This is a genomic window from Agrobacterium sp. V1 (assembly GCF_030518355.1).
Classification (GTDB): Bacteria; Pseudomonadota; Alphaproteobacteria; order Rhizobiales; family Rhizobiaceae; genus Agrobacterium; species Agrobacterium cucumeris.
The window spans coordinates 2,488,876-2,510,235 of record NZ_JAULSF010000001.1 but is presented as its reverse complement, the minus strand read 5'-3'; the positions used below and the strand labels follow the sequence as shown (position 1 = coordinate 2,510,235).

9 protein-coding genes are annotated in these 21,360 nt (G+C 59.2%); 7 read left to right on the top strand and 2 right to left on the bottom strand.

The window, feature by feature from the left end; genetic code table 11:
- The first annotated feature begins 221 nt into the window (after window positions 1–221).
- Window positions 222–365 carry a hypothetical protein gene (locus QSV77_RS12090; protein WP_302733644.1) on the top strand — a complete coding sequence of 48 codons (144 nt, stop codon included), beginning with the start codon at window positions 222–224 and terminating at the stop codon, window positions 363–365.
- Between the two features lie 76 nt (window positions 366–441).
- Here the strand turns inward: QSV77_RS12090 and QSV77_RS12085 are convergent, their stop codons facing one another.
- A complete protein-coding gene (locus QSV77_RS12085; RefSeq protein WP_302733643.1) occupies window positions 442–1,620 on the bottom strand; it encodes a M20 aminoacylase family protein in 1,179 nt (392 codons plus the stop codon).
- A gap of 575 nt (window positions 1,621–2,195) precedes the next feature.
- Here QSV77_RS12085 and QSV77_RS12080 point away from each other — a divergent pair.
- A complete protein-coding gene (locus QSV77_RS12080) occupies window positions 2,196–10,691 on the top strand; it encodes a glucoamylase family protein (protein ID WP_302733642.1) in 8,496 nt (2,831 codons plus the stop codon).
- A 696-nt stretch (window positions 10,692–11,387) separates the two neighbouring features.
- Here the strand turns inward: QSV77_RS12080 and QSV77_RS12075 are convergent.
- Window positions 11,388–13,151 (bottom strand): glucan ABC transporter ATP-binding protein/ permease, encoded by a 1,764-nt coding sequence (locus QSV77_RS12075; protein ID WP_142842208.1) that lies wholly within the window; start codon window positions 13,149–13,151, stop codon window positions 11,388–11,390.
- A 338-nt stretch (window positions 13,152–13,489) separates the two neighbouring features.
- On the opposite strand from QSV77_RS12075, the gene QSV77_RS12070 reads away from it, so the two are divergent.
- The 5 genes from QSV77_RS12070 (at window position 13,490) to ispG (ending at window position 21,296) form a co-directional block, all read left to right on the top strand.
- The gene (locus tag QSV77_RS12070; protein WP_142842209.1) at window positions 13,490–14,227 is read left to right on the top strand and encodes a LuxR family transcriptional regulator; all 738 of its coding nucleotides are present in this window, start codon (window positions 13,490–13,492) and stop codon (window positions 14,225–14,227) included.
- Between the two features lie 106 nt (window positions 14,228–14,333).
- Window positions 14,334–17,795, top strand: coding sequence for a pyruvate carboxylase (pyc, locus tag QSV77_RS12065; protein ID WP_142842210.1), 3,462 nt, complete (start codon window positions 14,334–14,336; stop codon window positions 17,793–17,795).
- A 126-nt stretch (window positions 17,796–17,921) separates the two neighbouring features.
- Complete coding sequence (locus QSV77_RS12060) at window positions 17,922–18,722, top strand: DeoR/GlpR family DNA-binding transcription regulator (protein WP_302733641.1); 801 nt, start codon at window positions 17,922–17,924, stop codon at window positions 18,720–18,722.
- 12 nt (window positions 18,723–18,734) lie between these two features.
- The gene (locus QSV77_RS12055; RefSeq protein WP_302733640.1) at window positions 18,735–19,925 is read left to right on the top strand and encodes an MFS transporter; all 1,191 of its coding nucleotides are present in this window, start codon (window positions 18,735–18,737) and stop codon (window positions 19,923–19,925) included.
- Window positions 19,926–20,045: 120 nt separating this feature from the next.
- Entirely contained in the window at window positions 20,046–21,296 is a 1,251-nt protein-coding gene (gene ispG / locus QSV77_RS12050) for a flavodoxin-dependent (E)-4-hydroxy-3-methylbut-2-enyl-diphosphate synthase (RefSeq protein WP_142842216.1), read from the top strand.
- The last annotated feature ends 64 nt before the right edge of the window (window positions 21,297–21,360 follow it).

Genomic DNA, 21,360 nt, shown 5'->3' with positions numbered 1-21,360 from the left:
CTGTCTGCAGATAGTCCATTTGAACGAACGCCGCCGCGCCGCGTTAATATTCCGCGATGGGTAGATTGATGCTTGTTGGGAGGCAAGTGGCGACCCCTATTTTTCCCAATTGGCGCTTCTTATGGAATTTTATCTCTACTGGACGGTAGGGGATGAAGCTATTCTTTGGGTGAGATTAACCACTGCCCGTTTGACGGGCCAGACAGGGAAGGGAGTGCACAATGTCTTATTCCAAGGCAGGAAAAGTGAAAGACTTTGTCGTGCAGCCCCAGTCGCCGCGCAGCTGGAGAGATTCGGTTCATGCGGCTCTTGTCGGCGTCTGTGTGGCGTTTGTCGCTGCCGTCATATTCGGTCTCGTTCCCTGATCCTCCCGGCTTTTCCATCAGGGCACTTGAGAACAAAAGGCCGGTCGCTCCTCCGACCGGCCTTTTTCATGCGCATTCACACCTTTAGATAATCCTCGGCCAGATCGACCCAGAAGGCGGTTCCGATCGGCAGGATGTCGTCGTTGAAGTCGAATTTCGGGTGGTGCAGCGGCGGGTCGTTGTCGGTGCGCGCCGTGCCGAGGAAGAAATAACAGCCGGGCCGTTTTTCCAGCATATAAGCAAAATCTTCGGCGCCCATCGACGGACGCTGCATCTCGGCCACCTTTTCGGCGCCGGCAAAACGGCGGGCGAGATCGGTGACATAGTCCGTCTCCGCCTTGTGGTTGATGGTTGCGTTATAACCGCGCTCGTAATCGATGGTGACGCTCATGCCGTAACTTGCAGCCTGGCCTTCGGCTATCGTCCGAATGCGCTTTTCCAGCTCGTCGCGCACGCCCGCATCGAAGGAGCGGATGGTGAGCAGCATCTCCGCCGTTTCGGGGATGACGTTGCTGGCGACACCAGCATGGAACGCACCCACGGTGACGACGGCCGACAGTTGCGGATGGATATTGCGGGAGACCACGGTCTGCAGCGCCATGATGATGCTTGCACCGGCAACGATGGGGTCTGCCGCATCCTGCGGTTCGGCGCCGTGGCCGCCATAACCGTTGACGGTGATCTTGCACTCATCGACGGCGGCAAGGACCGGTCCGTCGCGCAGCACGAATTGCCCGAAGGGTACGCCCGGATCGTTATGCAGGGCAAAAACCGCATCGCAGGGGAAGCGGTCAAACAGGCCGTCCTCGATCATGATGCGCCCCCCGCCGAAATTCTCTTCCGCCGGCTGGAAGATAAGATGCAGCGTTCCATCGAAATTCCGGCGTTCAGCAATGATCTTTGCTGCACCAAGTAGCATGGCGGTGTGGCCGTCATGGCCGCAGGCATGCATCACACCCTGATTGGCGCTGGCATATTCCGCCCCGGTCTCCTCGTGGATCGGCAGGGCGTCAATATCTGCGCGAATGCCGAGCGTGCGCGCGCTGTCGCCATTGCGAAGCGTTGCGACGATGCCAGTGCCGGCAAGCCCCCGCGTTACCTCATAGCCCATTTCCACCAGCTTTTCGGCAATGAAATCCGACGTCTTGAATTCGGACAGGCCGATTTCGGGATGGCGGTGCAGGTGGTGGCGGATCGCCACCACATCCGGCATATGGTTGGCAAAAGAGGTGACGGTGGCGGTCTGTCTGGTCATTTTCGAAGTCCCGGTTTACGCCGCTTTTTTCCGGCGCCTTTTAGCAAGGACATAGCAGCATATGCCTCTGCGCGTAAGAGGCGTTCCGGTGCCCGAAATGCCCTGAAATTCAGCGCTTGCATCGTGTCGCGACAGGTGGCATGGAACTATTGACGTCCTGGGGCATTAGCTCCTTTCGGATGTGGCGCGGGCCTTCTTGGCTTCGTGTTGCCTTTCAGGTTGTCAACGGGGGACTATCGGGCGTTGCGCGAACAATTTTCGCCGTTGGGGAGTGTGCGAAATCCGGTTGGAACGGCTTTGCCGGGCCGTGGGACAAGATTTTCCTGTCGCCGGAAATTCCCTGTTCGCACTGATCTTCCGCCTTGCAGATTTTTCGGAAAAATCATGCCACCCGATATGGCGCCTACGGATATCCTCTATCGGATGATACGATCCGCCCGACGCCCGGCCCGGTTCACCGAAGGTTCAGGATAAGTCATAAATATAGCGTGGCCCGATTTTCGTGCGTGCTCCCGCCACGGACGAAATGCCGGTCAAGTCGAACAAGTATCCCTTAAGTTCAGAATACGAGCCCGATGTCATTTCATATCACCCCGACCGCCGCCGCCCGTGATTCCGAGACGAAGCAGATTGATCACAACGATTCGATCCGCGCGTCCTATATGACGATCGAGGAATTGCACGATGCGGGTGCCGCGCTTTCCCGCGATGGTGCCGATAGTCTTCCCGGCTTCATGGAATTCGATTTCTTCGAGCGTCACCGCGAGAACGAGAAGGAAATCCTCAGGGTCTACCGCACGACGGCTGTCGATGCGGAAAATGGCGCGACGATCACGCCAGCGGCGGAATGGCTGCTCGACAATCACTACGTCATCGAAGAAGCTATCCAGGAAGTGCGCCGCGATTTTCCGCGCAAATTCTATCGCCAGCTGCCGACGATGACGGTGGGCGGGGTGACGATCCCGCGGGTCATGGCGCTCGGCTGGCTTTATGTCGCCCATACTCACAGCACGGTTTCGCGCGAGAACATGACAGCGCTGGTGGATGGCTACCAGACCTCAAAGACGCTGCAGATCGGCGAATTGTGGGCGCTGCCTTCCATCATCCGTTTTGTCCTCATCGAAAATCTGCGCCGTATCTCCATTCGCGTCGAGCGCTCGCGCCGCATGCGCCAGAAGGCAAACGAGGTCGTTGACGAGATCATCCGCCTGAATGATGCCGAAGCTTCGGCCGCGCTTCTGAAACAGGTCGATTCGCTGGTTGACGATCCGACTTTCGCAACACAGTTCCTTTATCGTCTCCGCAATGGCTCGCAGACCTCCGGTTTGGCAGTTGCTTGGCTTGAAGAGCGGCTGCATGCCGCCGGCACTGACGCTGAAAACGTCATGATGTCGGAACATAATCGTCTGGCCTCTGGCAATGTGACGATGGGCAACATCGTCAAGAGCCTGCGTGAAATCGACGATACCGAATGGTCGGTGTGGTTCGAGGAAGTCAGCCATATCGACAAGGTTCTGCGTGAGGAGACCGATTACGAAGTTCTCGATTTCGGTTCCCGCAACACCTATCGCAACACGATCGAGCTTCTGGCTCGCCGTTCTCCCAAGACCGAAGTTGAGGTTGCGCGCGCCGCCGTCGAAATGGCACGCTCCGATATGCCTGCCGGTGCGGATGAAAATCATCGCGTCAATGTCGGCTCCGTGCTTGTCGGCCAGCGCCGGTTCGAGCTTGAAAAGGCTTTGGGGTACCGGCCGCTGGTGTCGCAGCATATCGTCCGCTCGATGCGCAAGTTCAACTGGCTGGCAATCGCCGCGCCGGTGCTTCTGATCACCGCGATTGCCATGCTGGCGGTCGGCTGGTTCCTCGCGGAAGCGGGCATGCCCTGGTACGTCGTCACCGCCTTCCTGCTGATGTTCGCATTGCCGGCCTCGGAAGGGGCGACGGGTCTCTTCAACACGCTCGTCACCTTCTTCGTGAAGCCGTTCCGGCTGGTCGGATACGAGTTCAAGAACGGCACTCCACAGGATGCCCGCACGCTGGTTGCCGTGCCCTGCATGCTGACCAGCCGCGACAGCGTTGACGAAATGATGCGCAATATCGAGGTGCATTATCTCGCCAATCCGCATGGCGAGATTTATTTCTCGCTCGTCAGCGACTGGCGCGATGCGCAATATGAGCAATCCGATGAGGATCTTGAGATCCTCGATTATGCCAAGCGCGAGCTTGCGGCGCTGAACAGCCGTTATGCCTTTGACGGCAAGACACGTTTTTACCTGCTGCATCGCCGCCGTATCTATAATCCGGCCGAAGGCTGCTGGATGGGCTGGGAGCGCAAGCGCGGCAAGCTGCATGAGCTGAACATGCTGCTGCGCGGCGACAAGGATACGACATTCCTCGGCGGTGCAAACATCGTGCCGGCCGATGTCAAATACGTCATGACGCTGGATGCCGATACGCGCCTGATGCGCGATGCGGTGACCAAGCTCGTTGGCAAGATGCATCACCCGATCAACCGTCCGGTGATCGATCCTGTTTCCGGCCGTGTTGTCGAAGGTTACGGGCTGCTGCAGCCGCGCGTTACGCCCTCGCTGACGACAGGCAAGGATGCTTCCGTCTTCCAGCGCGTCTTTTCGATCAATCGCGGTATCGATCCTTACGTCTTCACCGTTTCCGACGTCTATCAGGACCTGACCTCGGAAGGCACCTTCACCGGCAAGGGCCTCTACGATGTGGATGCCTTCGAGGCGGCGCTGAAGGGCCGTATCGAAGAGAATTCCATCCTCAGCCACGATCTGCTCGAGGGCTCCTTTGCGCGCTGTGCGCTGGTGACCGATGTGGAACTGGTCGAGGATTTCCCGACCCGATACGAGGTGGAAGTGTCGCGCCAGCATCGCTGGGCGCGTGGCGACTGGCAGCTGCTTCCCTTCATCCTTGACCGTGCCCGTGGCGTGACCGCCATCGGCCGCTGGAAGATGGTCGACAACCTGCGCCGCTCGCTCACACCGATCGCGTGGTTCTTCGCCTCGATTCTCGGCTGGTATTTCATGGATCCGCTCGGCGCGCTGATCTGGCAGATCCTGCTGATCTTCTCGCTCTTCGTTGCGCCGACGCTTTCGCTGCTCTCCGGCCTTGTGCCGCGTTCCACCGATATCGTGCCGCAGGCGCATTTCCACACCATCTGGTCGGAAATCCGCGCCACCAATGCGCAGGTTGCGCTGCGTATCGTCTTCATTGCCGATGCCGCCTGCATGATGACGGATGCGATTGTCCGTTCGCTTTACCGTCTGCTCGTCAGCCACAAGCTGATGCTGGAATGGCGCACGGCCGCCAGCATGCAGTCGAGCGCCCAGGGCAGCATCATCGATTATTACCGCCAGATGTGGCATGCGCCTGTCGTGGCGATGCTCGGCCTGCTGTTTGCGGCGCTGCCGGGCGACAATGCCTTCCTCATCGGTATTCCCTTCACGCTGCTCTGGGTTCTGTCTCCCGCCGTTGCCTGGTATGTCAGCCAGTCGGCTGAAACCGAAGACCGGCTGTTCGTTTCGGAACACGTGTCCTTCGAGCTTCGCAAGATTGCGCGCCGCACCTGGCGTTATTACGAGGCCTTTGTGACGCCGCAGGAAAACCACCTGCCGCCGGACAATTTCCAGGAAACGCCGGAGCCGATCGTCGCCTCGCGTACTTCGCCCACCAATATCGGCGTCTATCTGCTGTCCATCATTTCGGCACGCCAGTTCGGCTGGATCAGCTTTGCCGATACGCTGGAGCGGATCGAGAATACGATCCAGACCGTCGAGAAGATGGAGAAACATCGCGGCCATCTCTACAACTGGTATCACACTGACACCTTGCAGACGCTTGGACCGCGCTATGTTTCGGCCGTGGACAGCGGCAATCTCGCCGGTCACCTGATTGCGGTTTCGTCCGCCTGCCGCGATTGGGCGGAAGCCCCTTCCGCCCATCTTCAGGGCAATCTCGACGGTATCGGCGATGTTGCCGGTATCCTGCGCGAAACGCTGAAGGCGCTGCCCGACAACCGCAAGAACCTGCGCCCGCTGCATCGCCGTCTTGAAGAGCGCATCATCGGCTTCTCGAACGCGCTTGCCTCCGTCAAGCGCGAGCATGAATTTGCGTCGATCCGCGTCATCAATCTGGCGGTGCTCGCACGCGACATCCAGAAACTTGCTACCAATGTCGACCACGAGGTGAAGTCGGCGCAGAGCGCGGAAGTGACGCGCTGGGCGCAATTGCTGGTGGAATGCTGCGAGTCGCATATTTCGGACAGCGCCATCGATCTCACCAATATGGAGCCGCTGCGCCAGCGTCTTGCCTCGCTGCGCGACCGCAGCCGCAACCTTGCCTTCTCGATGGATTTCACGTTCCTCTACCGCAAGGATCGCCGTCTTCTGTCGATTGGCTATCGTGTCGAAAGCAAGGAGCTGGATGAGGCCTGCTACGACCTTCTGGCTTCCGAATGCCGTCTGACCAGCCTGTTTGCCATCGCCAAGGGCGATCTGCCGACCGAGCACTGGTATCGTCTCGGCCGTCAGGTCGTGCCGATCGGTGCGCAGGGCGCGCTGGTGTCGTGGTCGGGTTCGATGTTCGAATATCTGATGCCGCCGCTTGTCATGCAGGAGCGTCAGGGTGGCATCCTCAACCAGACCAACAATCTGATCGTCAAGGAACAGATGAACCATGGCCGTCGTCTCGGCACGCCATGGGGCATTTCCGAAGCGGCTTTCAACGCCCGCGACCACAACATGAATTACCAGTACACCAACTTCGGTGTGCCGACCCTTGGCCTCAAGCGTGGCCTTGGCCAGAATGCGGTGATCGCGCCCTACGCGTCGATCCTCGCCAGCCAGTATGATCCTGATGGCGCGCTTGAGAACCTCGACAAGCTGCGCAAGCTTGGGGCGCTTGGCCAGTACGGCTTCCACGATGCGGTGGATTTCACGCCGACACGGGTGCCTGACGGCAAGGTCTGCGCGGTGGTCTATAACTATTATGCCCACCACCATGGCATGTCGATTGCGGCTGTCGCCAACGTCGCCTTTGATGGCGTGCTGCGCGAACTGTTTCACTCCGATCCGGTGATCGAGGCGGCTGAGCTGCTGCTGCAGGAAAAGGCACCGCGCGAAGTTCCGGTCATGAGCGCCAAATACGAGCCGGAAACACCCGGCAAGGAACAGGCAGACCTGTTGCGTGCAGAAGTGCGCTCCATCGCCGATCCGGCGGTGCGCGACCGCGAAGTGGTGTTCCTCTCGAACGGCCATTATTCGACGATGCTCACCTCCACGGGTGCAGGTTATTCGAAGTGGAACGGCCAGGCGATTTCCCGCTGGAAGGCCGATCCGACAGAGGATCGCTGGGGCACCTTCATCTTCCTGCGCGACACCACCAATGGACAATGGTGGAGTGCGACGGCCGAGCCGCGCGTCATCGAAGGCGAAAAGACCAAGACGATCTTCACCGACGACAAGGCTGAATTCCACAAGACAACAGGCGATCTGCAGAGCGTGGTCGAATGCATCGTCGCCACGGAGCACGACGCCGAGGGCCGCCGTATCACGCTGCTGAACGTCGGTTCCGAGGATCGCTATATTGAAGTGACCTCCTATATGGAGCCGGTCATCGCGTCTGAAGATGACGATAACGCCCATCCGCTGTTCTCGCGCATGTTCGTGCAGACGGAAATCGGCCGACGCGGCGATGTCATCCGCGCCTGGCGCAACCGTCGCAGCCCGAACGAGCCGGGTACCGTCATCGCGCATCTGGCCGCCGACAATGCCGGCCCGTCGCGCCCGACGGAATTCGAGACGGATCGCGCCAAGTTCATCGGTCGCGGTCGGTCGCTGCGCGAAGCCGCTGCCTTTGATATGGGTGCGACGCTTTCCAGCACGGATGGTTTCACACTCGATCCTATCCTGTCGCTGCGCCGCACGGTGCGCGTGCCGGCGGGCAAGAAGGTGAGCGTGATCTTCTGGACGATTGCCGCGCCGAGCCGCGAGGAAGTCGATAAGGCAATAGACCGTTATCGTCATCCGGACGCCTTCGCGCATGAACTCGTACATGCCTGGACGCGTACGCAGGTGCAGATGCGCCATGTGGGCGTTACCTCGCAGCAGGCGGCCGCCTTCCAGCATCTCGGCCGTTATCTTACCTATCCGGACATGCATCTGCGTGCGGATTCGGAAACGCTGAAAACGGGTCTCGCCTCGCAGCGCGCCTTGTGGCCGCTTGCCATTTCGGGTGATTTCCCGATCTTCAGCCTGCGCATCAACGACGACATGGACATGGATATCGCCCGTGAGGCGCTGAGCGCCCATGAATATCTGCGTTCGCGTGGCGTGATCTTTGATCTGGTCATCGTTAATGAGCGGGCCGCGTCCTATGCGCAGGACATGCAGCATGCGCTGGATCACATTTCCGAGGCGCAGCGCCGCATCAATCCCGCCGATGGTGGTCGCCCGCACGTCTTCTCCGTGCGTCGCGACCTGATGGATGAAGAGACCTGGAGCGCGCTTCTCGCCGCTTCCCGCGTTGTTCTTCATGTGCGCAACGGCAAGATTGTCGACCAGATCAACCGCGCTGTATCGCTGTTTGCGGCTCATCGTGGTCCAGATGGTACGAGTGACGCTGCGCAGGCCCGTTTGCCAGTGCCGGCTTTCCCAATCGCGGAGCCGGTCGAGGATGCGGGCGATCTCGATTTCTGGAACGGTTTTGGCGGCTTCGCCAAGGGCGGCCAGGAATATGTCGTGCGCCTCAATGGCGGGCAGTCGACGCCGCATCCGTGGATCAACGTTGTTTCGAACGAGAGTTTCGGTTTCCACATTTCGGCCGAAGGCGCCGGTTTCAGCTGGAGCCGCAATTCGCGCGACTATCAGCTGACGCCATGGAGCAATGATCTGGTCATCAATCGGCCGGGTGAGGCTTTCTATGTCGCCGATGTGGAGACAGGAAAGCTCTATACGCCGTGTGCCGCGCTCTCGCGTGATCCCGAAGCCATGTTTGAAACCCGTCACGGCCTCGGATATTCCGTGCTGACCGGTGTAGCGGATACGCTCGAAGTCGAACTGACACAGACCGTTGATCGCGAAAAACCGGTCAAGTTCTCGCAGGTCATCGTTCGTAACAAGGGTACCAAAAGCCGCCGCCTGAAGGTCTATGCCTATGTGGAATGGGTGCTCGGCAATAACGGCCAGAAGTCCGCGCCGTTCATTCTGAGCAGGCACGATGCTGCCAGCAACGCGATCTTCGCGTCGAACCCCTACAGCATCGACTATAGCGCCCGCACGTCCTTCCTGACGCTCGACACCGAGGCGAGCGGGTTTACCACCAGCCGCCGGGAATTCATCGGCCGCTTCGGTTCGGCACAGGCGCCGCAGGGCATCGTATCCGGTGCCGCACTCAGCGGCAGCACGGAGGTTGATGGCGATCCCTGCGCCGCGCTGATGCAGGAAATCCACCTGAAGCCCGGCGAAGAACGGCATATGACCTTCATTCTCGGCGATGCCGACAATGCGGAGGAGGCCGAAGCGCTGGTGAAAGATGCACGCCAGGCCGACTTCCAGTCGGTGCTGGAAGAAAGCAAGGCTTTCTGGACCGGCTTTACCGGTCAGCTGCAGGTTTCCACGCCCGATGCCGGCTTCAACCATATGGTCAACAACTGGCTGCCCTATCAGGCGCTGGCCTGCCGAATTCTGGCACGCACGGCCTTTTACCAGTCGAGCGGTGCTTTCGGCTTCCGCGACCAGTTGCAGGATACGCTGGCCTTCCTGCTCTATCAGCCTGATCTCGCCCGCAGGCAGATCGTGCGCGCGGCTGGCCGCCAGTTCCCGGAAGGCGACGTACAGCACTGGTGGCTGCCGCTGACGGGCGCCGGTGTCCGCACGACCATCTCGGACGACGTCGTCTGGCTTGCTTATGCGATCAACCAGTATGTCTCGGCCACGGGCGATGCCGCCATCCTCGATGAGAGCATTCCTTTCCTGAAAGGCCCGGCATTGATGCCCGGCCAGCACGATGCTTTCTTCCAGCCGGAGACGAGCGAGCGGTCCGTCACGCTTTACGAACATGCGGCACTTGCGCTTGATCTCGCCATTCATCGTACCGGTGAAAACGGTCTGCCGCTGATCCTCGGCGGTGACTGGAACGACGGCATGAACCGCGTCGGCGTCGGCGGCAAGGGCACCAGCGTCTGGCTCGGCTGGTTCCTTTCAGGAGCTTTGCGCGATTTCATCGAGATCGCCGAAAAGCGTGGTGATACCGACCGTGTTGGCAAGTGGGCGGCGCATCGTGAAAAGCTGCGTAATGTCCTCGAAACCGCCGGCTGGGACGGCAGCTACTATCGTCGTGGTTACTTCGATGATGGCACGCCGCTCGGTTCCGCCGAAAGCGAGGAATGCCGGATCGATTCCCTCGGCCAGAGCTGGAGCGTTCTCTCCGGTGAGGGCGAGGAAGGTCGGTCGCGGCAGGCAATGGATGCGGTCATGGAGCATCTGGTCGATGAACAGACCGGCATCATCCGGCTGTTCACACCGCCCTTCTCGCGTGCGCCGCATGATCCGGGCTACATCAAGGGATATCCGCCGGGTGTGCGCGAAAACGGCGGACAATATACCCATGCGGCGACCTGGGTTGTTCTGGCGCTTGCCAAACAGGGCCGAGCCCAGGAGGCGTGGAACTGCTTCAAGCTGCTCAACCCGGTCAATCATGCACTCGATGCGGCCTCATCGGAAACCTATCGGGTCGAGCCCTATGTGGTGACTGCGGATGTCTACGGTGAGGGCGCTTATGCGGGCCGTGGCGGCTGGAGCTGGTACACGGGTTCGGCTGGCTGGCTCTACCGTGCAGCGATCGAAGGTATTCTCGGCATCACCCGCACCAACGGCAAACTTCATATATCGCCGTCGCTGCCGGATGACTGGAGCGGTTTCTCGATCAAGATCACGTTGGATGGCAAGGCGAGAAACATCGCCGTCAGCCGCAAGGCTGATACGGCGGAGGTTTCAGTGTCTGTTGACGGCAAGGATCTGGCGGCGGGCGACCGGGTGATACCGTTCGACTGAGGCAATCAGCTCTGTTTTGCTTAAGATCAGGCTCCTGCGGTGACGCAGGGGCCTGAATTTTTATGGGCCACCTTTGCATCCGATTCAGCGCGTTGGCGGTGTCATGGTCGTGAAGCTCTACTGCTTTCACAGTTGCCGGCTGAAAGTCAGCGGCGCCGAGAGGTGTTCATCTACGAAATCCTTATTGGACCAGACGGAATTGTCAGGCTCGGGTGACGTTCACGGCTTTCGGGCAGAGGCAGTGCTTGCAGGCATTTTATTTGCCAATGGCAGCAAGCTGTCATGGATGGCAGGTTTCAGCACCCGTAGTGATTTGAAGTGCTCTTCGCGCATGTCGCGATAATTTCGTTAGGTCGACAGGAAAGCTATTTTGCAGTTCAACATCTCGTTCACACAAACCGCGCTGCTGGCATTCTTGGTGGTCCCGTCCTTGGCATTGTCGTGTTGGCTGGCGCGATACCCTTCGAAAACAAGCGTCGGAGTGACGCTCGGTGTGTTTCTCGGCATTTTCTTAATCAATGCCACGGCGGGCCTCGTTGCCTTTCTGGGAAATGCCCTTCCATTCGGACAGATAGATTTTTGGCTGGCAAGTTCTTTGGCTGACATTCTCCGATAGGTCACCTGTAAGCGAAGCAGGCAAAGAAAAAGGGCGGACAAAATGTTGTCCGCCCTTTCCGTATTCCGTTCGCCAGCGCCTCAGGACGCTATGGCTTTTGGCCGGGGCTGGCCTTCATCTTCCGTCAGCAGCCCGCTGGTGCGCAGCAGCGAGGTGAAGCGTCCACCGCGTTGGCTCAGCTCATCGAAAGTACCCTTTTCGATGACCCGGCCCTGATCAAGGAACAGCACGAGATCGGCGTCGCGAACCGTGGAAAGGCGGTGGGCGATGATGAAGGTGGTGCGGTTCTTTCTCAGCGCATCCACGGCCGCCTTCACGCGGGCTTCCGTTTCCACGTCGAGCGCGCTGGTCGCCTCGTCGAGAACCAGAATGGGCGCGTTCTTCAGGATGGCGCGGGCAATGGCGATGCGCTGGCGTTCACCGCCGGACAGGCGGTTACCACGCTCGCCCACCTGCGTCAGATAGCCGGTAATACGGCTGTCGATGAAATCCGTCGCCGCTGCCGCTGCCGCTGCTTCCACCACTTCGGCATCGGTTGCCGATTCGCGGCCGAGGCGAATGTTTTCGCGGATGGAACGGTTGAGCAGGCCGGCATCTTGGAAAACCGTGGCGATGGAGTTGCGGAGCGAGTTCTTCGTCACCGTCGAAATATCGGTTCCGTCGATCAGGATCTGGCCGGAATCCGGATCATAGACGCGCTGCAACAGGTTGATGAGCGTGGTCTTGCCGGCGCCGGTTGGTCCGACAATGGCGATGGTTTCACCGGCCTTGGCCGTAAACGAGACGTCATGAACGCCCTGCTTGGTGTTGGCAAAACCGAAATTGATGTTGCGGAATTCCACGGTGCCGGAGACGTTCGACAATTCGCGGGCGTCGCCCGGTTCTTCCCGTTCCTTGACGGAATCCTCCAGCACGAAGAAATCTTCAAGCTTGGCGCGGGCTTCGAAAATCTGCGTCACGAACTGGCGCATCTGGTCCAGCCTGCCGATCAGGAGATTGGCAAAACCGATGAAGGCGATAACGTCGCCGACGCGTAGTTCGCCGTTCTTCACCAGCACGGTACCGATGACGAGAATGATCATCATCGAAACGGTGGAGGCGGTGCGGTTAAGCGCGCTGGCGAAAGCCCACCAGTCGAGAACGGGATATTGGGCGCTCAGCAGTTTTTCGGTGAAGGATTTCAGCGCCTTCGTTTCAGCTTCGATGCGGTTGTAGCTGTGCAGCACCGACACGTTGCTGATGGAATCGCTGACATGGGCAAAAACGCTGTGATAATGCTCTTCGACCGAAGCCTGCCCGTCCTTGGTGCGACCCATCACCCACTTGCCGATGAACCAGTAAACGATGCCGAGGCCGATCAGCACGAAGCTGAGGCGCAAGTCCATGGCCATGGCTGTCGGGATGAGCAGCACTAGCGCCACGAAGGTGGCCAGATGCGTGCGCATGAATTCCAGCCATAGGCCGAACAGCGTCTCGCTGGCGCGCAGCAGGGTGTGCAGGGCGTTGGACGTGCCGCGCAGATGGTGCCAGGAGAGCGGCATCGAAATGATGCGACCGAATGCTTCCGTCAGCAATGTCGCACGCCGGCCATGCGCCAGCCGGTCAGCCTCGCGGGCGACCGCGACGTAAGCGACGGTGTTGAAGACGCCGAAGCCCGCCCACAGAATGAGGATGGGCGTAACATTGGTGCCGGAAGAAATGGCGTCGATGATACGGCCGAACAGCACCGGTTCGGCAATGGTGATCGCTGCAAGAATGACGTTGGCGATGACGACCACCGTCACCCGCCATTTATGAACGGTCAGATAGCGCAGAGCGCGTGTGTAAACCTGAAACAAGGTCAAATTTTCAATCCAGTCCGAGCGTCTTTTTCGTGCGGTTAATTGTTCGGCCTCAACGCCATGCTACTTTAGCAATGTTGCATGAGACGGCGAAATTTGTGTAATTATCGCTCTTTCTGTCTGAATGGCGGCTTAACAAATTTACCGCGCGTGCGAACCGAAAAAAACCGAACCCGATGTTTCTGGGGACGCCGTCACAAGATTTCGCATCTTCGTTTCAAGGATTGCTAACGACGATATGTTCAATCTGAAATGACCGGCGCCCGAGTAACATGACGTCATCGCGGGACCATGTCCTTCGTGTCATCCCTTTCAAATCAAGCTCCGGACCCTGTGTCTTTATGCACGATATTCTTCATTTCATCTCTGCGTGTTACCAGGCGGGAAACGCTGATCGCGTTCGCGCCGATTTTGCCACGCTCATACGCGAATATGGTTTCGAATATTTCCTCGTCAGCAGGCGTCTGACCGGTGAGATCGCCTCTACCGGCCAGATTCTCGCACAACATCTGCCCGACGGCTGGCTCGAGGTCTACCGGGCCAAAAAATACAATCTTGTCGATCCCGTTCGCAAGGTGATCGGCATGGTGCACAAGCCGTTTCAATGGAAAGAAGCGCTGGAAGGATTGCCGCGTGCGATGCACCGAAAAAGGGCGAGCGTCTTTTTTCACGATGCTGGCCGTTATGGTCTGCAGGGTGGTTATGCCTTTCCCGTGCATGGCCGCGCGGGGTTTATCGGCGCGGTCTTCATTGGCGGCCAAGACCGGCAATTGCCGTCGTTGCAGGTTGAACTGCTTGATGCGGCGACACGCGCGGTGTTCTGGCGCCTGCTTGACCTTTCCGGTCAGGCCCATGGTCTCAACAATGCCCCGGATGTTTCCGCTCTGGAGTTGACGAGGCGTGAAATGGAAGTGCTGACGCTGATGGCAGATGGCATGACTTCGACGGAGATTGGACGCCAGCTATCCATCTCCAACCATACTGTCGATTGGTACATCAACGGAATCCAGCGCCGTTTCAGCGCCAAGAACCGACAGCATACCGTAGCACTTGCTTTTCGCCATGGTTTGCTGAGCTAGCGCAAACAGGACAGTTCTCGCCGGAATTGCCCTTTCCAAGACCGGGTTTTGCTGCTTAATTCCGCAGTGCAGCAGAAATTTTGTTTTGGCGTGTGGGGAGACCGTCTTGAAGATATCGAAAATACTTGTTGCCAACCGATCCGAAATAGCGATCCGCGTTTTCCGGGCAGCCAACGAGCTTGGGATAAAAACCGTTGCGATTTGGGCGGAAGAAGACAAGCTGTCTTTGCACCGCTTCAAGGCGGACGAGTCCTATCAGGTCGGCAGGGGTCCGCATCTCGCCAAGGATATGGGGCCGATCGAGAGTTATCTGTCGATCGAGGAGGTCATCCGCGTGGCCAAGCTCTCCGGAGCGGATGCTATCCATCCCGGTTATGGTCTTCTGTCCGAAAGTCCTGAATTCGTGGAGGCCTGCAACGAGGCCGGCATTACCTTCATCGGACCGACGGCGGATACGATGCGCCAGCTCGGCAACAAGGTCGCCGCCCGCAATCTGGCGATTTCCGTTGATGTCCCCGTGGTTCCCGCCACCGACCCGCTGCCGGACGATATTGCGGAAGTGGAGCGCATGGCTGAGGCAATCGGCTATCCGGTCATGCTCAAGGCCTCCTGGGGCGGTGGCGGCCGCGGTATGCGCGCCATTCGCAAAAAGGAAGATCTGGCCCGTGAGGTAACGGAAGCCAAGCGCGAAGCGAAAGCCGCTTTCGGCAAGGACGAGGTCTATCTCGAAAAGCTCGTGGAGCGTGCGCGCCACGTGGAAAGCCAGGTGCTTGGCGATACCCACGGTAATGTCGTGCATCTGTTCGAGCGTGATTGTTCGATCCAGCGGCGCAATCAAAAGGTCGTGGAGCGTGCACCTGCACCATATTTGTCTGAAGCCCAGCGTCAGGAACTGGCGGCCTATTCGCTGAAGATCGCCGCTGCGACCAATTATATCGGTGCCGGCACGGTCGAATATCTGATGGATGCCGATACCGGTAAATTTTACTTCATCGAGGTCAATCCGCGTATTCAGGTGGAGCATACCGTCACCGAAGTCGTGACCGGTATCGATATCGTCAAGGCGCAGATCCATATTCTCGAAGGGGCTGCGATCGGTACGGCGGAATCCGGCGTTCCGCGTCAAGAAGATATCCGCCTCAATGGCCATGCGCTGCAGTGCCGCATTACGACGGAAGACCCGGAACACAACTTCATTCCGGATTACGGCCGTATCACCGCCTACCGCTCGGCTTCGGGCTTCGGTATTCGTCTGGATGGCGGCACGTCCTATACCGGCGCTGTCATCACCCGTTATTACGATCCGCTGCTGGTGAAGGTCACCGCGTGGGCGCCGCAGCCGGATGAAGCAATCAGCCGCATGGACCGTGCGCTGCGGGAATTCCGTATCCGTGGCGTTGCGACCAACCTCACCTTCCTTGAAGCCATCATCGGTCACGACAGTTTCCGCAACAATACCTACACGACACGCTTCATCGATTCGACGCCGGAGCTGTTTGCGCAGGTCAAGCGTCAGGACCGCGCCACCAAGCTTTTGACCTATCTTGCCGACGTGACCGTCAATGGTCACCCGGAAACCAAGGGACGCGCCAGACCGTCCGACAAGGCGGCAAAGCCCATCGTGCCTTACATCGATGCGCCGACGCCTGATGGTACCAAGCAACTGCTGGACAAGCTCGGTCCAAAGGGCTTTGCGGACTGGATGCGCAACGAAAAGCGCGTGCTGGTCACCGATACGACCATGCGTGATGGACACCAGTCACTTCTGGCCACCCGCGTTCGCACACATGATATCGCCCGCGTTGCCAGCGTTTACGGCAAGGCGCTGCCGCAGCTTCTGTCGCTGGAATGCTGGGGTGGTGCGACATTTGATGTCTCCATGCGCTTCCTGACCGAAGACCCTTGGGAGCGTCTGGCGCTCATCCGCGAAGGCGCACCGAACCTGCTGCTGCAGATGCTTCTGCGTGGTGCAAACGGCGTCGGGTACAAGAATTACCCCGATAATGTCGTTAAATATTTCGTCCGTCAGGCCGCAAAGGGTGGCGTCGATCTTTTCCGTGTCTTCGACTGCCTGAACTGGGTGGAGAATATGCGGGTCTCGATGGATGCGATTGCCGAGGAGAACAAGCTCTGCGAGGCGACCATCTGCTATACCGGCGATCTGTTGAATTCGGCGCGTCCGAAATACGATCTCAAATATTATACCGGCCTTGCCGCCGAGCTTGAAAAGGCAGGCGCGCATATCATCGCCGTCAAGGACATGGCAGGCCTGTTAAAGCCGGCTGCCGCCAAGGTTCTGTTCAAGGCGCTGCGCGAGGCGACAGGTCTGCCGATCCACTTCCACACCCATGATACGTCGGGCATTTCCGCCGCGACCGTTCTTGCGGCCGTGGATGCCGGCGTGGACGCCGTCGATGCTGCAATGGATGCTTTCTCCGGCAATACGTCGCAGCCATGCCTTGGCTCGATCGTGGAGGCGCTGGCGGGGTCGGAGCGTGATACGGGTCTCGATACCGAATGGATCCGCCGCATTTCCTTCTATTGGGAGGCCGTGCGCAACCAGTATGCGGCATTCGAAAGCGATCTGAAGGGGCCGGCCTCGGAAGTCTATCTGCATGAGATGCCGGGTGGCCAGTTCACCAACCTCAAGGAACAGGCCCGTTCGCTGGGTCTCGATAGCCGCTGGCACGAGGTGGCGCAGGCTTACGCCGACGCCAACAGGATGTTCGGCGATATCGTCAAGGTAACACCGTCTTCCAAGGTTGTTGGTGACATGGCACTGATGATGGTCAGCCAGGATCTGACGGTTGCCGATGTCGAAAACCCTGATCGTGAAGTGTCCTTCCCGGATTCAGTGGTTTCGATGTTGAAGGGTGATCTCGGACAGTCGCCGGGCGGCTGGCCGGAAGCCCTGCAGAAAAAGGCGCTGAAGGGCGAAGCACCCTACACGGTTCGTCCCGGTTCGCTGCTGGCGGATGCCGATCTCGACGAGGAGCGCAAGGTCATAGAAACCAAGCTGGAGCGCAAGGTCGACGACTTCGAGTTTGCGTCCTATCTGATGTATCCGAAGGTGTTCACCGACTTCGCGCTCACCGCCGAGACCTATGGCCCGGTTTCCGTGCTGCCCACCCATGCCTATTTCTACGGCATGGAGGATGGCGAGGAGCTGTTTGCCGATATCGAACGCGGCAAGACGCTGGTCATCGTCAACCAGGCTTCGTCCGGTACGGATGAAAAGGGTATGGTGACGGTGTTCTTCGAGATCAACGGTCAGCCACGCCGCATCAAGGTTCCGGATCGCGCCCACGGCGCCTCCGGTGCCGCCGTGCGCCGCAAGGCCGAACTTGGCAATGCGGCGCATATCGGCGCGCCGATGCCGGGTGTGATCAGTCGCGTCTTCGTCAATCAGGGTCAGGAGATCAAGGCCGGCGACGTGCTTCTGTCCATCGAGGCCATGAAGATGGAAACCGCGCTTCACGCCGAGCGTGACGGCAAGGTCGCTGAGGTTCTCGTCAAGCCTGGCGACCAGATCGACGCGAAGGATCTGTTGATCTCCTACGCCGAATAAAGGCGTGTTACATCGGCAATAAGAGTGCAGACGCCCGCCTTTCGGCGGGCGTTTTTTATTGCGCTGCTGCAAAAACTCGAATATGCCTGTTCATGCACGTTTATTCCTGTTTATGCATGAGTCTCGATGAGCGATCATTTTGTCAGTGAGCGGCAGGCGCTCATCCTAGCGCAGTTGCGGCAGAGCGGCCGCGTGCTTGCGCAGGATCTTGCCCAGAATTTCGGTGTTTCCGAAGACACCGTGCGCCGCGACCTGCGCGAGATGGCGGCGCGCGGGGAATGCCTGCGGGTTTATGGCGGAGCGCTGCTTTCTGATAGCATGACGGTGCCGTTGAAGACGCGGATTACTGAGGATGCCGATCGCAAGGCCCTGCTGGCGCGTGCCGTCATTCCGCTTCTCGAGCCGGGCATGGTCGTCTTCATCGATGCCGGCTCCACGAACCTCGCTGTCGCAAGGGCCATTCCCGCCGGTCTCAAGTTGACGGTAGTGACCAATACACCCACCATAGCCGCCGAACTGACAGGGCGGGCCGATATCGATCTTGTGCTGATCGGCGGCAAGGTCGATCCGGCCGTCGGCGCTGCAATCGATGCCATGGCGCTAAGACAGCTCGAACTGATGCGGCCTGATCTCTGCATTCTCGGCGTCTGCGGTGTTGCGGCGGAGACGGGTCTGTCTGCGGATGTTTTCGAGGATGCGGTGTTCAAGCGGCTTGCCTGCAGCGCCAGCCAGCGGATCGTCGCCGCAATAACGACGGAAAAGCTTGGCCATAAGGCAGCTTTTCACGTGCATGATTTTTCCCCACCGCTTTGCCTCGTGCTGGAACAGGATGCCGACCGCGCATTGGTCGAGGCACTGTCGGCAAAAGGTGTAGACGTTCATTGCGGCGACGAAGACGCCGTTCAATTTTCCCACGGTCAAGTCTGAAGGATATTACCGATGAATGGCCCCACGACATTTTCGCCGACGGCTGCGCGCTCGTCCTATCTGACGCGGCACAGGCTGGGTGTTTCCCTGCTCTTCTTGATGAACGGCTTCATGATGGGCTCATGGGCGCCCAAGATTCCGGAATTTGCGGCGCGGCTGTCGCTCAGCGAAAGCGCGCTTGGCCTGATCATTCTGGTTTTCGGCATCGGCTCGCTGGTTTTCATGCCGATAGCCGGTTCCCAGATCGCCCGTTTCGGCTCGCGCACGGTCAGCCTGGTCACTGCGGCGATCTTCCTGCCGACACTGCTTTTCATCTCCTGGGCCGGCACGATCTGGGCGGGTGTGATTGCGGTCTTCCTGTTTGGCGGCCTCACGGGGGCGATGGATGTCGCCATGAACGCCAATGCCGTGGCGGTGGAGCGGGACATGCGTCGGGCGATCATGTCGTCCTGCCATGCCTTCTGGAGCCTTGGCGGCCTGATCGGCGCCGGTCTTGGCGGTTATCTCATTACGGCAATCGGTGTGCAGGGCCATGCCGTTGCGTTGACGGTCATTGCGCTTGTATTGCTGGTCATTGCCTGGCCGCGGGTTCTCGCGGATCGTCCGCATGCCGAGGCCGAACGTCCCAAAGGCGGCTTGCCGCTGACGCCGCTGCCGTGGATCATCGGCCTGATGGCGCTGTTTTCGATGGTGCCGGAAGGCGCGATCCTCGATTGGGGTGCACTTTATCTGCGCAATGAACTGGGGGCTTCCGTCTCGCAGTCCGGTTTTGCCTTTGCGGCCTTCTCCATGACCATGGCGGCCATGCGTTTTGCCGGTGATCTGGTGCGTGACCGGTTCGGCGCGGTCAACACCCTGCGGTTCTGCTCGGTCATGTCGATCACCGGTCTCTTGATTGCCGGCCTTGCGGGAAGCTCCACTTTCGTAATTATCGGCTTTGCCATTGCCGGTATCGGCATTTCCAACATGGTGCCCATCGCCTTTTCCGCGGCGGGCAACATGCCGGGGCTGGCACCGGGAATCGGGCTTTCCGTCGTCACCACCATGGGTTATTCCGGCATTCTGGTGGCGCCGTCCGCCATCGGTTTCATTGCCGAACATACGGGTCTCGCCAGTGTCTTCCTTGCATTGCCATTGCTGCATGTGGTGGTTTTGCTGCTTTCGCGGCTTGCCCGGCATGCGGATGGAGCAGGCAAAGAATAGGCGTCTCGAATTTTGCCATGATTGCGGTAAAGTAGAAGCTCTTATGCGTTGGGTGTTGACAAGCCGGCCCCCTTGTTTCACCTCAATTGCCAGACCTTGCCGCAAGCTCCAGAGACCGCCATGACGTCACATGCCGATTACGATCCAAAGCCCCGCCGCGCATCCGTCGCTGTCGACGTGGGCGGCGTCATCGTTGGTGGCGGTGCGCCCGTCGTCGTGCAGTCGATGACCAATACCGATACCGCTGACATCGACGCCACCGTGCAACAGGTGGCAGCGCTTTTCCAGGCCGGTTCGGAAATGGTGCGTATTACCGTTGACCGCGACGAGAGCGCTGCCGCCGTGCCGAAAATCCGCGAGCGGCTGTTGCGTCTCGGCATGGATGTGCCGCTGATCGGCGATTTCCATTATATCGGCCACAAGCTTCTGGCCGATCATCCGGCCTGTGCCGAAGCGCTGGCGAAATACCGCATCAATCCCGGCAATGTCGGTTTCAAAGACAAGAAGGACAAGCAGTTCGGCGAAATCGTCGAAATGGCGATCCGTTATGACAAGCCCGTGCGCATCGGCGTGAATTGGGGATCGCTGGATCAGGAATTGCTGACCACGCTGATGGACCGCAACAAGGAAGAGGGGTTTCCGCTCTCCGCCCGTCAGGTCACGCGTGAGGCCATCGTCCAGTCGGCGCTGATTTCCGCCGAGCTTGCCGAAGAGATCGGCCTGCCGCGCAACCGCATCATCCTTTCGGCCAAGGTCAGCCAGGTGCAGGACCTGATTGCCGTTTATTCGATGTTGTCGGAGCGCTCCAACCATGCCCTGCATCTTGGCCTGACGGAAGCCGGCATGGGTTCCAAGGGCATCGTCGCCTCGTCTGCCGCCATGGGTTATGTGCTGCAGCACGGCATCGGTGACACGATCCGCGTCTCCCTGACGCCGGAGCCGAATGGCGACCGCACCCGTGAGGTGCAGGTGGCGCAGGAATTGCTGCAGGTCATGGGTTTCAGGCAATTCATTCCGGTGGTTGCGGCATGTCCCGGCTGCGGGCGCACCACGTCCACCGTCTTTCAGGAGCTGGCGCAGAATATCCAGAACGATATTCGCAAGAACATGCCGGTCTGGCGTGAAAAATATCCCGGCGTCGAGGCATTGAACGTCGCCGTCATGGGCTGCATCGTTAATGGCCCCGGTGAAAGCAAACATGCCGATATCGGCATTTCCCTGCCCGGAACCGGCGAAAGCCCGGCAGCGCCGGTCTTCATCGACGGGGAAAAGGCGCTCACTTTGCGTGGTCCCAACATTGCCGGTGATTTCGAAGCGCTTGTGGCCGATTACATCGAAAAGCGCTTTGGCCGGAAAGACGCGGCGGAGTAAAGAGTACCGTGAAAAAGCCGGAATTCCACTGTCGTACCTCCTGAACCTCTCGGAGCATCAAAAC